The following is a 13,446-nucleotide window of genomic DNA, read 5'->3' on the forward strand; positions in this document are numbered from 1 at the left end:
ATGAACGCGCAATTAAAGAAGTACGAGTTAAAGAAATTCTTCTGGAAGGATTATCTCACGATTATGATGGGTACCGCCATGTACGCTATCGGGATAACCTTGTTTATTATGCCCCATCATTTTGTGACGGGGGGACTGACGGGTATTGCGATATTAATGAATTACGCTTTCGGCATGCCGGTCTCTTTAACGATTTTAGGGGTGAATATATTCCTCATCCTGGCCGCCATCAAAATATTAGGGTCGCAATTCCTGTTGAAAACAATTATCGGCGTAGGGTCGTTGACTTTGTTTATCGGCCTGTTGGAGGGATTTCCTTCTATGCCGGTGTTACTACAGGAAGATCCTCTAATTGCCGGCATGATCGGGGCGATTTTATGCGGGGGCGGATTGGGATTGGTTTTTTCCGTAAACGGGAGTACCGGCGGAACCGATATTGTGGTAATGGTCATCAATAAATACCGGAATGTAACGCCGGGACGCATTATGCTTGTCATTGACCTGACCATTGTTTCGTCTTCTTACATTATCTTCCAAAGCATCGAAACCATTCTGTTCGGCATTATCATCATCGCGGTCATGACCACATCCGTAGACTACGTCATTAACGGGATCCGCCAATCGGTTCAGTTCCTGATCTTCTCTAAGAAATATGAAGAGATCGCCACGGAAATCAACCTTCAATTACATCGAGGATGTACCGTATTGGACGGAGTAGGTTGGTATTCGCAAAAACCTCAAAAAGTGGTGGTGGTTTTGGCTAAGCGTACCGAATCGGTATCGATTTTTCGCATTGTGAAAGGTGTCGATCCGAATGCTTTCGTCAGTCAGGCGTCTGTTATCGGAGTTTACGGAGAAGGATTCGACAAAATGAAATAATCTCCCCGGTATCCGGCGTGCGTTCGTCCATTCAGACTCCGGCTGCGCAAGTATCCGGCTTGCGATTTGCAAATCACATCGAGGATACCGGGTATCTATAACTTCTTTTCACAATGAGAATCCGGATACTCAGTATCCTTCATATAAATTTTAATTGGAAGAGCGTATACCCGGTATCCTTAACAAAATTTTTAGTTTGCAAGCCAGATCTCCGGTTTCCGGCTAAAATAAAGATAAAAGCATGCCGGCAACAGCCGTTGCCGATGGCTATCTTTCAAAACAGAGCGTCATTCTCCCCGAATCGCATCGACAATAACCGCCGCCGCACGGTCAGAGGCTCCCGGGCCACCGACGAACTGTCGCATCTCCTCATAATTGCCGAGCATCGTTTGCCGGTACGCGTCATCGTTGAGCAACAAGTCCAATTCTTTTTGAATATTCCGCTCTGAAAAAAACACGGCGAATAATTCTTTCACCACCTCCTTTCCGGCGATCAGGTTAACCAGCGAAATATAGGGAGTATGCAAAATATGGCGAAACGCCCAATACGATAGTTTCGGGAATGCCGTTTGGTAACAAACGACCTGAGGGACATTGAGCAAAGCGGTTTCCAATGTCGCCGTTCCCGACGTAACCAAAGCCGCTCTCGCTTGCGCCAGTATCCGGTAGGTTTGCTGAAAAAGCACCGTCACATTCAGGGGATAAGAGTCCGCATAAGTATCGTAAAAGTCCGGCTCGATTCCCGGCGCTCCGGCAATAATCACCTGATAGTCCCTAAAACTTTCCGAAGCGCGGAGCATGACCGGCAAGTTGGCTTCTATTTCACGCTTACGGCTCCCCGGAAGCAGCGCAATAATCGGCTTGTTATCCAAACCGTATTGCGTAATAAAAGCCGGAAACGGTTCATCTTGATGATCCCGCGCAGCAAGCGCATCGACGATAGGATTTCCGACATAATGAACCCGGTACCGGTGTTTTTTGTAAAAATCGACTTCAAACGGCAGGATGCAGAGCATTTCATCCACATATTTTTTGAACGACTTTACACGATATTCTTTCCAAGCCCACACTTTCGGCGAAATATAATAGTGCACGGGAATATCGAGATGCTTCTTAACGAATTTGGCAATCTGAAGATTAAAGCCGGGATAATCAATTAAAATCACGACATCGGGGCGATATCGAACGATATCCTTTTTGCAGGATTTCATATTAGCCCATATTTTATCGGCATGCCTAATCACAGGAATAATGCCCATATAAGCCATTTCGCGGTAATGCTTTACCAACACCCCGCCCTGAGCCTGCATCAAGTCGCCTCCCAAAAAGCGAAAATCAGCCTCTTCATCGCGATTTTTAATCGATCGCATCAAGTTCGACCCGTGCAAGTCCCCCGACGCTTCCCCTGCTATAAGATAATACTTCATATAATTACCAATTACCAATTACTAATTACCAATTACTAATTACTAATTCGTCATTTGTAATTAGTCATTCGTAATTCCTATAACTCCCATTGCTTCAGCTCAGGAATAAGATCATAAGCCGTCATATCAATTTTCACCGGAACGACCGACGCATAACCATTCGCCAGCGCCCATTCATCCGAATTATCATTGTCTTGTTCCCAATTTTCAAAATTCCCCGTCATCCAAAAGACATCATGCCCGCCGCCATCTTTGGCACGCACATATTCGTTCACCCACTTGCCTTGAGTTTGAGCCGTTATTTTTATCCCCTCTATTTCTCCCGCCGGAACATTTGCGTTCAGGCACATTCCTTTAGGAAGCCCGTTTTCCAAGACCCGGACAGCTAATTTGCGGGCAACCGATGCGGCATGATTGAAATCCGCATTCGCCGTATGCTCACACAGAGATAATGCCACCGACGGCACACCGAACACACAACCTTCAATAGCGGCGCCGACCGTTCCCGAATACAAAACACTGATACCGGCATTCGATCCGTGATTGATTCCGGAAAGCAACAGATCCGGCTTCCGGTCGAGAAATTCATTTATCGCCAGCTTGACACAATCGACCGGTGTACCCGAACAGACATACAACCGGACATTTTCGTCTTCTTTATACAGATAACTCCGTAATGGCAAAATCGTTGTAATGGCGCCCGACATTCCCGAACGGGGGGAATCGGGAGCAAAAACGACAATGTCGCCCAAATCTTTTACGGCCTCCACCAAAGAGGCAATACCTTTCGCTTGATATCCATCGTCATTCGTGATGAGGATAAGAGGTTTTTTCGAATTCATTTTACTTTTGTTTGATAAAAGAGCAGCAAATATACGCAAAAACGCGCACTTTTTAGGGTAAGCAGGACACAGAAAAAAGCTTCCTTTGAAATCTTCATATAAAAGTAATAACATTTTTGTACCTTTACATTCACAAACAAATCAACTATAAACAATTCATATAATCGATAATGAAAGTTATCATAGGTATAAGATGAAAAAATTAAGTGTATTAATCTATTTGGCAGCCCTTTGCCTCACGGCATCGGCGCAGCAGGTAAAGCCGGTAAAAAATGTAATCGTCATGATTCCCGACGGCACATCCATTGGAGTTTACTCGGCGGCAAGATGGTATAAAATTTACAATAAACTGGGGCAACAATTGAATATCGATCCCTATTTTACAGGAACCGTTCGGACGCATTCCTCGAATGCTCCCATCGGCGACTCGGCGCCGACCACCTCCGCTTATATGACCGGCGTCCTGCAAAAGACAGGCAATGTGGCCATTCATCCGGAAGCCGACCCCGAAGCCGATCTCTATCCGGTAGACTCAACCCGCACCTATCAACCCGCCGCCACGATTCTCGAAGCGTCGCGTATCGAACTGGGTAAGGCTACCGGTTTGGTTGTTACCTGCGAATTTCCTCATGCCACGCCGGCAGATTGCTCCGCTCATTATTACAACCGGGGTAATTACAAGGCCTTGGCGCCGCAAATAGCCTATCAGAATTTAGACGTGATGTTTGGCGGGGGAACCGGTATCGTTACCGACGACATCAGGCAACATTTCCGGAATAACGGGACGACCTATCTCGAAAATGATCGTGACGGCCTTTTGAACTACAAAGGAAAAGGAAAGATATGGGCGCTCTTTCAGGACAAAGCGTTTCCTTATGATATCGACCGGAACCCCGATAAATTGCCGTCTCTTTCCGAAATGACGGAGAAAGCATTGGACGTATTGTCGCAAAATCCGAAGGGATTCTTCCTGATGGTCGAAGGCAGTCAGATAGACTGGGCGGCGCACGCCAATGATCCGGCGAGTATCATCACCGAGTATCTGGCTTTCGATGAAGCCGTAGGCAAGGTGATGGATTTTGCAAAAAAAGACGGCGAAACAGCGGTTATCATCCTTTCCGATCATGGCAACAGCGGCTTCACCATCGGATCCAGCCGTTGTCCGGGATACGACAAACTATCGATAAAACAGCTCTTTGAGAATGTATCCAATTACAAGTTAAGCGCTAACGGGCTTGAAGCATTGCTTTTAAAGACAAAACCCGAAAATGTAAGAAGCGAATTTAAGAAATATACCAACATCGATTTAACCGACGAAGAGTTGGAAACACTCTACTCTTCCCGAAACTATAAAGAGGGCGATTACACAAAGGTCGGTACCAGCAATAACATGGTGCATAACATCGTCGACATCCTCAACGCACACACTTGTTTCGGTTTCACGACCGGAGGCCACACAGGAGAAGAGGTGTTGTTGGCGGCCTATCACCCGCAAGACAATGTTCCCCGGGGTAATCTCCGGAATGTCGATATCAATCGGTACCTGTTCCAGGTATCGGGTTTATCGACTCCCCTTCAGGAACTGTCGGACAATATCTTCGCAAAACATACCGAAGTGTTTGCACGCACCGGTTATAAAATCGATAAAAAGGATGCCGATTTTCCGGTTCTACGTGTCACGAAGAACGGAAAAACGTTAGAGGTGAAAGCCTTTTCATCGGTTGCAAAATTAAACGGCAAACCGTTCGATGTAGGATCGGTAGTGGTATACATCGACAAGAACGACACGTTTTACCTCCCGAAAAAGTTGGCGGAAAAACTTTGAATTCTTAGACCGGGGGTGTCGCTTAAGGCGATCCCCCGGTAGTTAAAGCCCCCCTATAGTTAAAGCTTTTCGGGAATAACGATATCCCCTTGGAATGAAATCGGCTGCCGGTCGGGATGAGTAACATCGAGGCGGGCTTTGGCATTCTCCCAGATATCGAAAAAAAGAATTGTCTGCCGAGGGGTATCGTTCGTCCGGATACGGATCTGCCAATTACCGGCTTTTTTGCCTTCTTCCATTTCGTACGAAAAATCGGTACTCGAAAATTTGATGCCGCCTTCTCCGGGATCTATCGGAGCCGAATAAGCCCGTCCGTAATAAGGTAAATACACCGTTAACGTATCGGGCGAAACTTTTACGTCGTAACTCGGTGTAAGATACCTCGATTTGAATCCGGTAGGATACACATACGTAGCATTGAACGTGAATCGGCGAGCTTCTATAGCCTCTTTCAACTCAGTCGTACGGGCCGCTTTTTCAGCAGCCGTCTGGGAAGCACCGCACGCATATAGTACGCTCACAAGCGCCATCGCGACCATGAATCGCAGAATATTTTTTTTCATTGTTTTTCTCTCCTATTATTTTATAGTAAGACTCAGTAGCCTTTTAACAATCAAATAGCTACCTTTGTTTGTCAGACCGCAGGGAAAAGAGAGAAATAGTTTAACACGTAGTATCCTATTAGCAATAGGAACACAAAGTACCCCGCGTAAATATTCACTTTTGAAGTTGTCAGCGTATAAAAATAGGCAATAAGGTAAGATAGTAAAGCAATGCCCAGTGAAAGGAAAAAAACACCTTGGCTCCAATAAACCATTTGAAACAAAAGCAAAAATATCAGCAAATAAATCATGAATTGTATCGCAGACAAAGTCAACACCTTGTCTCGGATATAGGTTTTAATGCTTAAAAACATATAGACTCCGAAGAATAAGCCGACCGCTATAACCAGTACCCAATGCCCTGGCGAAAAGGCCGGCAAGTCGGGAAGTGAAAAAAGAGCCAGGTACGAGAACGGAGCTGTAAAGGCCGGCAAATCGTCGAAAAAGAAACAAACGGAGAAAACCGACCAGAACACGAGCAACACCGCGAAGAACGAAGAAAGGAACGAACGAAGATGCACGCCGTGCATGGAAGCCTCCCCGCGCCACCATAAAGGCACAAGCAGCAAAGAATATATTTGAAAAAGCGAGGCTATCGCTAAAAAAACACCCGATTGGGCAGAATATAAATAGGTCTCATCGCGATGAAAAGAACTCAGTAAGGGGAAAAGCGCGCACAAAATAAAAAAGATACTGATATAATCGGGAGTCATCCTCAAAAAATACGGATGCACGCTAAACAAGATCAGCGGGACAATAAATGGCAAGTGGGTACGGTTACGGATGAGCGAAAAGCGGCTGTTAAGGCGGGCAATCATCCAGGCAATAAGAAAAACCGACAGGGTGGCCGCGATAAAAGATATGGTCGGGTCGGAAAACCAATGTTCGCAAAAGCGCCATAGATAACCGGTATCGGGAAAACCGGCAGAAGGGATCTCCGATACCGAAAACAACCCCAGCCGCATAGCGATTACGCATAACGAAACAACTAACGAGGAGAACCGTGCTTCGACAACGGTATTCCGGAATATACGAACGGCGTAATGCATATAGATCTATTATAAAAGTTCAATATCCTGGCCGATATCTTTCCGGCAATACGATTGCTCGAAACGAATCTTAGCGATATTTTTATAGCTTGTTTTCAGCGCATCCTTCAATGTTGCGCCTAACGATGTTACCGACAAAACACGTCCTCCCGCCGAAACCACATTCCGTTCTTTAAACGCTGTGCCGGCATGGAAAACCAAGCTGTCGGAAACCTCTTCGAGTCCCGAAATCACTTTCCCTTTTTCATATGCTTGCGGATATCCCCCCGAAACCATCATGACGGTAGCGGCATGACGTTCATCAATTTCGAGTTTTTTCTCATTCAACGTCTCGGTGGTTACCCCGATAAATAACTCCAACAAATCCGACTTTATACGAGGGATTACGACTTCGGTTTCGGGATCGCCCAAACGCACGTTGTATTCAATCACCTTCGGATCGCCGTTCACATTGATCAACCCGAGAAAAACAAATCCCTTATAATCGATTCCTTCTCGGCGAAGGCCTTGAATGGTCGGCTCCACGACACGCAAACGAACCTTCTCCATAAACACCTCGTCCGCAAAAGGCACCGGTGAAACGGCCCCCATTCCCCCGGTATTCAGACCGGTATCTCCTTCGCCGACACGTTTGTAATCTTTGGCTACCGGTAAAATCTTATACGACTTTCCGTCGGTAAGTACAAAAACAGAACACTCGATGCCGGATAAGAACTCCTCTATGACCACTTTCCGGCTCGCTTCGCCGAACATTCCTGCCAGCATATCGCGTATTTGCAATTTCGCCTGCTTCAAATCGGGCGTAATCAACACCCCTTTTCCGGCGGCCAACCCATCGGCTTTCAGCACGTAAGGGGGCTGTAACGATTCGAGGAAGCGATCGCCCTCTTCTATATTCGCCGGAGTAATCGTTTTGTGAGCGGCGGTGGGAATATTATGCCGTTTCATAAAATCCTTCGCAAAGTCTTTACTGCCTTCCAAGCGTGCACCATTTGCCGACGGACCGATAACGGAAACATGGCAAATGTCCTCATCTTTGCGGAAAAAGTCCGATACGCCTTGCACCAGGGGATCTTCCGGGCCGACAATTACCATATCCACATCATTATTGAGTACAAACCGTTTCATCTCGTGAAAATCGGTCACACCGAAGGGTACATTGGTACCATGCAACGCAGTACCGGCATTTCCGGGAGCAATATACAAATTATTCAACTGGGAACTATTCCGTATCTTCCAAGCCAAAGCATGCTCACGACCTCCAGACCCTAATAATAATACATTCATAAAAAAACCATTAAAAAAAGACAGCAAAAAAAAATTTCAAAAACTTGCATGCAAAACTAATAAAATAAAATGAAAGGGAAAAATCGATAAAATATTTTATCTCTCGACGATTTTACTTCCGTGGCTTGCAATTCCCTGAAAAATCAGCTAATTTTGCAAGGTTTTTGTTTAAACACCGAACTATGGGGCTTTCTAAAAAAGAGTTTTCAGCGTATTTTCATGCATATTACCGCCCGCTGTGCCTTCACGCGTTACATTATCTGGGAAATACAGACGAATCCGAAGATATTGTACAGGAAACTTTTGCCAATTTATGGAGCAAACAACCTTCCGGCGGAATACAATCGGTGAAGGCCTACTTGTTCGGTGCGGTGCGCAACAATTGTCTCGCTAAAATACGCGATGCAAAGACGACGGTTCCCCTCGAGCCCGGATATATCGACGATAGCTTAACGATTGAAGAGGAGCAGGAACGCGCCGACATGGAAAGCCGGATATGGAAGATGATCGACGAATTGCCGGAACGCCGGCGGGAGATATTCTTGCTGGCCAAACGCGACGGGCTGCGCTATAAAGAAATCGCCGATTTGACCGGACTGAGTGTGAAAACCGTAGAAAGCCACGTGGCACGCGCCATGCAGCAGCTCCGTCAAAAAGACCGAGGCGCCTATCTCTTTTTCTTTGCATAAAAAAAGCGCTTTTCCTGTAGGGATTTTGACCTCTACGGCATCTTATAGGTAGAATTACAACGACATGGAAGATAATGAAAGAAAGTGGAAAGAAGCGATCGGCTTTGTAACGAAACATTACAAGGAGAATCGATTCAACCCCGACACCGCATGGAAGCAGTTCGCCAGGAACCGCACACTGTCGCCCGGCATTAAAAAACAGGCGGTTTTTTACCGTGTGGCAGCCGTGATAATCGTTCTTCTTATTTCGGGAATCGTTTATTTTTCGGCAAACCGAAACGAAACGCTTCTCGCTTCGATTGACGGAACGGTGTATTTACTTCCCGACAGTACAAGGGCGACTTTGCAAAAAGACGCCCGCCTCGAATTCAATAGCCGTTTCGGTGAAACGAACCGGAGCGTAAAGATGAGAGGCCAAATCCGTTTTGACGTTGCGCACGACTTGCGGAAACCGTTCATTGTGATCACTCCCACCGCCACCGTGAGAGTCACGGGAACAAGTTTCGAAGTGGATGAATCGGGCAACGGCACGCAGCTTCGCGTGACATCGGGCAACGTATCGTTTACGCCCATTGACCCGTCGCTGTCGTTTGCCTGCACGGCGGGCATGTCGGCGACGTACGATGCTGCCGCTAAAACCATCGCCGTCGTGTCGCCCGAAACAAGGCTATCGGTCGATGCGATGAATGAGACCTTCGCATTTGAAAACGTCCCGCTGAAAGACGTGGCCGATTTGCTCGAACAATTCTTCTCCGCAACGCTATCGATCCCCGAAGAGGAACGGGAATGGACCATCACCACCACTTTCAACCGGCAAGACCTCCACGGCATCATAGAGATTATCAACTTGACGCTCGACTCGCATATACGCGTGGCAGAATAATTTGCATGAAACACTACACGCTTTTTTTTCTTTTGATATTCTGTCCGGGGCCGTCGTTGCAGGCTCAGAAAACAATCACGCTCGACGTCAAAGGCCGGCCGTTGCTGGAAATTCTTCCTGACATCGAGAAGCAGTCGGGCTACACATTCTCCTATACGCCGTCGCTTCTGAAGGGCTTTGCAAAAGTAACTCTCCGGGCGAAAAACGAACCGCTCGAAAAGGTATTGCATCGGCTTTTCGGGCAAAGCGACATCCGTGCTTCCGTTCAAGGCAAATATATCATTCTGAAAAAACGTCCGAGAAATGTCGTCGTAAGCGGCTTCGTCTACGACCGTGAGTCGCACGAACCGCTCATCGGTGCGAACCTGTATGAAGAGATTTCGGGGGAAGGCGCCGCCACGAATAATTTCGGATTTTACAGTTTTTCCTTAGCGCCGGACGAAGAGATAAGGCTTCGGTCGAGCTATGTGGGCTATATGACCGCCCATCGCTCGATCGCGATTTCAGGAGACACCGTGATGGATTTTTTTCTGGAGCCTTCCTCCCTGCTGAAAGAGGTGGTGGTGGAAGGTAATCTGAGAAATGCGGTACATCATGCCGAAACCGGAAAGATCAGTCTCGACGCCGCCACGCTGAAAGCTGTTCCGGCCTTTATGGGCGAAAGCGATGTGGTAAAGACCTTGCAACACATGCCGGGAGTAGCCGCCGGAACCGATGGCATGGCCGGGCTGTATGTACGGGGAGGCAATGCCGATGAAAATCTGTATTTGGTAGACGGAAATCCGTTGTATCACATTCATCATTTGCTGGGCATCTTTTCGGCATTCAATCCGGAGGCCGTGAAAACGATGGACTTTTACAAAGGCAGTTTTCCGGGGCGGTACGGGGGGCGCTTATCGTCGGTGATGGATGTGAGAATGAATGACGGGGATATGAAAAAGTATTCGGGAACCGCTTCCGTGGGACTTATTTCGTCGCGCTTCTCTTTGCAAGGCCCTATTGTAAAAGACCGCACCGCGTTCTCGGTTTCGTTGCGGAGAACCTATCTCGACCTGCTTGCCCGCTCGGCGATGTTTGTCTTAAACAGGAGGAATAAAAAGAAAGATCCGTTGAATTACGAACACATGGATTTCGGCTATTACTTTTATGATTTCAATGCCAAATTCACCCACCGTTTCTCCGACAAAAGCCGGATTTATCTGAGCGTTTACGACGGCAAAGATCAATTTTTCGGGGAATCCCATACGATAGACAAGAATGAGACTACGTACGTTCAGGACGACAAAGAGTTTCTCTACACCTCAAAATATGAAGACAACATCTCCATCAACTTGGGCTGGGGCAACCGGATGGCTTCCGTCAACTGGGCCTACGCCATCCATCCCCGCCTCTTTTCGAATGCCACGCTCGTGTACAGCCGCTATTGGTCGGATATCGGCACCTCATCCGAGCTGATACAGTCGTCCACCTCGCAATATGCAAAAGACACGCCCCCGGAGCGGAAAAGCTATTATGCCTTGTACCATCCGATATACCGTTCGGGCATCGAAGACGTGGGATACCGCCTCGAAATGGATTATGCCCGCGACAACCGTCACCGCATCCGTTTCGGAACGGCCTTGTTGCACCATCATTTCCGCCCGGAGGAAAGCCGCGTTTATAACGGCTTGAAAGACGGACAAATTACAAAGAACGACACGATTACGTATGCCGACGAAAATATCGGGGTGACCGAACTCTCACTCTATGCCGAAGACGAAATGGATCTGGGCAAACGATGGAAGGTGAACGCCGGCTTGCACCTCTCCGGGTTCTTCGTACAGGGGCGTTCGTATGTCAGCGCCCAGCCGCGCCTGTCGGCACGCTATCTGCTTTCGCCCGACTTTTCGGTGAAAGCCTCGTTCGGCAAGATGCATCAATATGTGCATTTGTTGCAAAACAGCTATCTGAGTGCGCCCACCGATTTGTGGGTGCCGGTCACACGGAATATCAAACCGTTGTCGTCGCATCAGTTTTCGGCGGGTATCTACGGCAAGTACCAAGGATTCGATCTCTCGGCGGAGGCTTACTATAAAAAATCGACCAACCAGATCGACTATAAAGACGGCGTGGGACTGCTGACGGGAAACCTGAACTGGGAACAACGCGTGGCCCAGGGAGTCGGGGTTTCGTACGGATTGGAAATGATGGCGCGAAAACGCTTCGGGAATACAACGGGTTGGGTCGGTTATACGCTTTCGTGGGCAAACCGTCGCTTTCCGGGCGGAGAAATCAACCAGGGGAAAACGTTCCCGGCACGATATGACAACCGCCACAAGCTGAATGCCGTCTTGTCGCATACGTTTAATAAGCATTTCGACATCAATCTTTCCTGGATGTACGCCTCGGGCAATAACACCACCCTTCCGGAAGAACAATATGTCGATATAAATGGTCGGCAAGCATCGTATATCCAAGAGCGAAACAACTTCAAGATGCCCGGCTATCAACGGCTCGATATCAGCGTCAATTATTACCGGCACAAGAAGAAGGGGCGTATGGGTATCTGGAATTTCAGTATTTATAATGTATATGCGCATCACAACTCGTTTATAGTGCTCCCCTCGGAAGGTTTCGCTCCGGGCCCCGACAGCATAGACGGCTATCCACAGCACAGTTACCCCACGTACCAGAGTTATTGCATCTTCCCGTTCATTCCGTCGTTTTCTTACACGTATACATTTTAACAAGATGATGAAACCCATCCGCACCAGTCTTCAACGTATTCTCCCGACCCTCGTTTTGCTGGGCGCCGCGCTTTCGTGCGAGAAAGAAATGACGCTCAACTTAAAGAACCGTACCCCCAAGATTGTGATGAACGGGATCATCGTGTCTGACTCCCTCATCGAAATAAACGTCAGCAAAAGTTTCCTCTATACCGATACGGCTGCGGACAAGAGTTTGCTGCGCGAGGCTTCGCTCAGACTGTTTATCAATGGCGATGAGCGGGAAACGATGCGCATGACGGGAATCGATTCGACACGTCCCATCACCCCATTGGGTTATCAACCCCTTTTGTTACAACTTGTTTTCCGTTCGACGGTACGTCCCAGAGCCGGCGACCGGGTACGCATAGAAGCTTCGGCCGAGGGACTGCCAACCGTTTGGGCAGAGACGGTCGTTCCGCTTCCGCCCGACATCCTGCACGTGGATACGGCTACGTTTTTCACATCCGGAAAATTGATTCGTCCCGATTACGCTTACAGCAGCGGTTCTGACTTCGGATATCCCGACACGGTTTCGGAAGAACGGGACTTCCGCAATTTGCGGATAAAAGCGGAAATAAAGGTTGCTCCGAGCGATGCCTCGCAATATTTTATGCTTCAGACCTACACTCGCCCCAATGGGATCGTGGAAGAAAGCCGGGTGTCCGCCCGAAGGCTTTTTTTGTACACCGACGATGATCCCGTATTTTTAGAGAGCCCTCCAAACGGCATTCTCGAAGACATCCTAACGGAGAGCAATTCCGGTATGGAAAGGAAACATTCCGACAAGGCGTTTTTTTCCGATAACTTATTCCGGAACAAGCGCCACACGCTCGATTTTTCCGTGACAAACGTCTATGAGGTGTACACGGTGTACGAGAAAATAGAAGATGAATGGAGTTATTTCCCGATTTATAAACCGATTAAAACCGAAGTGTTTCATTTTCCCCTGGAAGTGAGCATCACCACCCTTTCGCCCGAGCTTTACCGTTATTACCGGAAGGGAAACGACGTTTTGAACAGCGATGCAGAGGCTTTCAATATGTTTTCCGAACCGCAAACCTCCCTGACCAATGTGCATAACGGCATCGGCATTGTGGGAGCGATGTCGGTGGCATCCGCACAAATCGATATTCCTCCTTTTCCGGGCCCCGCCAATGTGGTTCCGAAATAGCGACGGGAAGGACGAATGATAAAACGCACCCATGGCGTTTTCTTC

Annotated in this window: 11 protein-coding genes; 6 read left to right on the forward strand and 5 right to left on the reverse strand. The window is 47.8% G+C overall.

Annotated features, from left to right (window positions below; all coding sequences use genetic code 11):
• Window positions 1-879 carry a YitT family protein gene (locus ABNK31_RS13745; protein ID WP_418893066.1) on the forward strand — a complete coding sequence of 293 codons (879 nt, stop codon included), beginning with the start codon at window positions 1-3 and terminating at the stop codon, window positions 877-879.
• Between the two features lie 287 nt (window positions 880-1,166).
• On the opposite strand, the gene lpxB is transcribed toward ABNK31_RS13745, so the two are convergent.
• Window positions 1,167-2,306: a lipid-A-disaccharide synthase gene (lpxB, locus tag ABNK31_RS13750; protein WP_418893067.1), complete on the reverse strand. Its 1,140-nt coding sequence runs from the start codon at window positions 2,304-2,306 to the stop codon at window positions 1,167-1,169.
• Window positions 2,307-2,383: 77 nt separating this feature from the next.
• The gene (surE, locus tag ABNK31_RS13755) at window positions 2,384-3,148 is read right to left on the reverse strand and encodes a 5'/3'-nucleotidase SurE (RefSeq protein WP_418893068.1); all 765 of its coding nucleotides are present in this window, start codon (window positions 3,146-3,148) and stop codon (window positions 2,384-2,386) included.
• A gap of 193 nt (window positions 3,149-3,341) precedes the next feature.
• Between surE and ABNK31_RS13760 the strand changes: the two genes are divergently transcribed.
• Window positions 3,342-4,973: an alkaline phosphatase gene (locus ABNK31_RS13760; RefSeq protein WP_418893069.1), complete on the forward strand. Its 1,632-nt coding sequence runs from the start codon at window positions 3,342-3,344 to the stop codon at window positions 4,971-4,973.
• 59 nt (window positions 4,974-5,032) lie between these two features.
• Here ABNK31_RS13760 and ABNK31_RS13765 read toward each other — a convergent pair whose 3' ends face one another.
• The 3 genes from ABNK31_RS13765 to purD form a co-directional block, all read right to left on the reverse strand.
• Window positions 5,033-5,536: a DUF4251 domain-containing protein gene (locus ABNK31_RS13765; RefSeq protein ID WP_418893070.1), complete on the reverse strand. Its 504-nt coding sequence runs from the start codon at window positions 5,534-5,536 to the stop codon at window positions 5,033-5,035.
• Window positions 5,537-5,607: 71 nt separating this feature from the next.
• Window positions 5,608-6,624, reverse strand: a complete 1,017-nt coding sequence (locus ABNK31_RS13770) for a hypothetical protein (protein WP_321579706.1) — start codon at window positions 6,622-6,624, stop codon at window positions 5,608-5,610.
• A 9-nt stretch (window positions 6,625-6,633) separates the two neighbouring features.
• On the reverse strand, window positions 6,634-7,911 hold the full coding sequence (gene purD, locus ABNK31_RS13775) for a phosphoribosylamine--glycine ligase (RefSeq protein ID WP_418893071.1): 1,278 nt from the start codon (window positions 7,909-7,911) through the stop codon (window positions 6,634-6,636).
• A gap of 182 nt (window positions 7,912-8,093) precedes the next feature.
• Here purD and ABNK31_RS13780 point away from each other — a divergent pair, with 182 nt between their 5' ends.
• From ABNK31_RS13780 to ABNK31_RS13795, 4 genes are all read left to right on the forward strand, one after another.
• A complete protein-coding gene (locus tag ABNK31_RS13780; protein WP_418893072.1) occupies window positions 8,094-8,600 on the forward strand; it encodes an RNA polymerase sigma-70 factor in 507 nt (168 codons plus the stop codon).
• A 64-nt stretch (window positions 8,601-8,664) separates the two neighbouring features.
• Window positions 8,665-9,483, forward strand: coding sequence for a FecR family protein (locus tag ABNK31_RS13785; RefSeq protein WP_418893073.1), 819 nt, complete (start codon window positions 8,665-8,667; stop codon window positions 9,481-9,483).
• 5 nt (window positions 9,484-9,488) lie between these two features.
• A complete protein-coding gene (locus ABNK31_RS13790) occupies window positions 9,489-12,209 on the forward strand; it encodes a TonB-dependent receptor domain-containing protein (protein ID WP_418893074.1) in 2,721 nt (906 codons plus the stop codon).
• Between the two features lie 4 nt (window positions 12,210-12,213).
• Complete coding sequence (locus ABNK31_RS13795) at window positions 12,214-13,401, forward strand: DUF4249 domain-containing protein (protein ID WP_418893075.1); 1,188 nt, start codon at window positions 12,214-12,216, stop codon at window positions 13,399-13,401.
• The last annotated feature ends 45 nt before the right edge of the window (window positions 13,402-13,446 follow it).

The sequence above is a fragment of the Limibacterium fermenti genome (genome assembly GCF_041902845.1).
GTDB classification, from domain to species: Bacteria; Bacteroidota; Bacteroidia; order Bacteroidales; family Dysgonomonadaceae; genus Limibacterium; species Limibacterium fermenti.

What these genes read in the sequence shown, in the direction of transcription:
- ABNK31_RS13785 (WP_418893073.1), top strand. Translation starts at nt 8,665, where the DNA reads ATGGAAGATAATGAAAGAAAGTGGAAAGAAGCGATCGGCTTTGTAACG.
- purD (WP_418893071.1), bottom strand. Translation starts at nt 7,911, where the DNA reads ATGAATGTATTATTATTAGGGTCTGGAGGTCGTGAGCATGCTTTGGCT.
- ABNK31_RS13765 (WP_418893070.1), bottom strand. Translation starts at nt 5,536, where the DNA reads ATGAAAAAAAATATTCTGCGATTCATGGTCGCGATGGCGCTTGTGAGC.
- ABNK31_RS13780 (WP_418893072.1), top strand. Translation starts at nt 8,094, where the DNA reads ATGGGGCTTTCTAAAAAAGAGTTTTCAGCGTATTTTCATGCATATTAC.
- ABNK31_RS13760 (WP_418893069.1), top strand. Translation starts at nt 3,342, where the DNA reads ATGAAAAAATTAAGTGTATTAATCTATTTGGCAGCCCTTTGCCTCACG.
- ABNK31_RS13790 (WP_418893074.1), top strand. Translation starts at nt 9,489, where the DNA reads ATGAAACACTACACGCTTTTTTTTCTTTTGATATTCTGTCCGGGGCCG.
- ABNK31_RS13795 (WP_418893075.1), top strand. Translation starts at nt 12,214, where the DNA reads ATGATGAAACCCATCCGCACCAGTCTTCAACGTATTCTCCCGACCCTC.
- lpxB (WP_418893067.1), bottom strand. Translation starts at nt 2,306, where the DNA reads ATGAAGTATTATCTTATAGCAGGGGAAGCGTCGGGGGACTTGCACGGG.
- ABNK31_RS13745 (WP_418893066.1), top strand. Translation starts at nt 1, where the DNA reads ATGAACGCGCAATTAAAGAAGTACGAGTTAAAGAAATTCTTCTGGAAG.
- ABNK31_RS13770 (WP_321579706.1), bottom strand. Translation starts at nt 6,624, where the DNA reads ATGCATTACGCCGTTCGTATATTCCGGAATACCGTTGTCGAAGCACGG.
- surE (WP_418893068.1), bottom strand. Translation starts at nt 3,148, where the DNA reads ATGAATTCGAAAAAACCTCTTATCCTCATCACGAATGACGATGGATAT.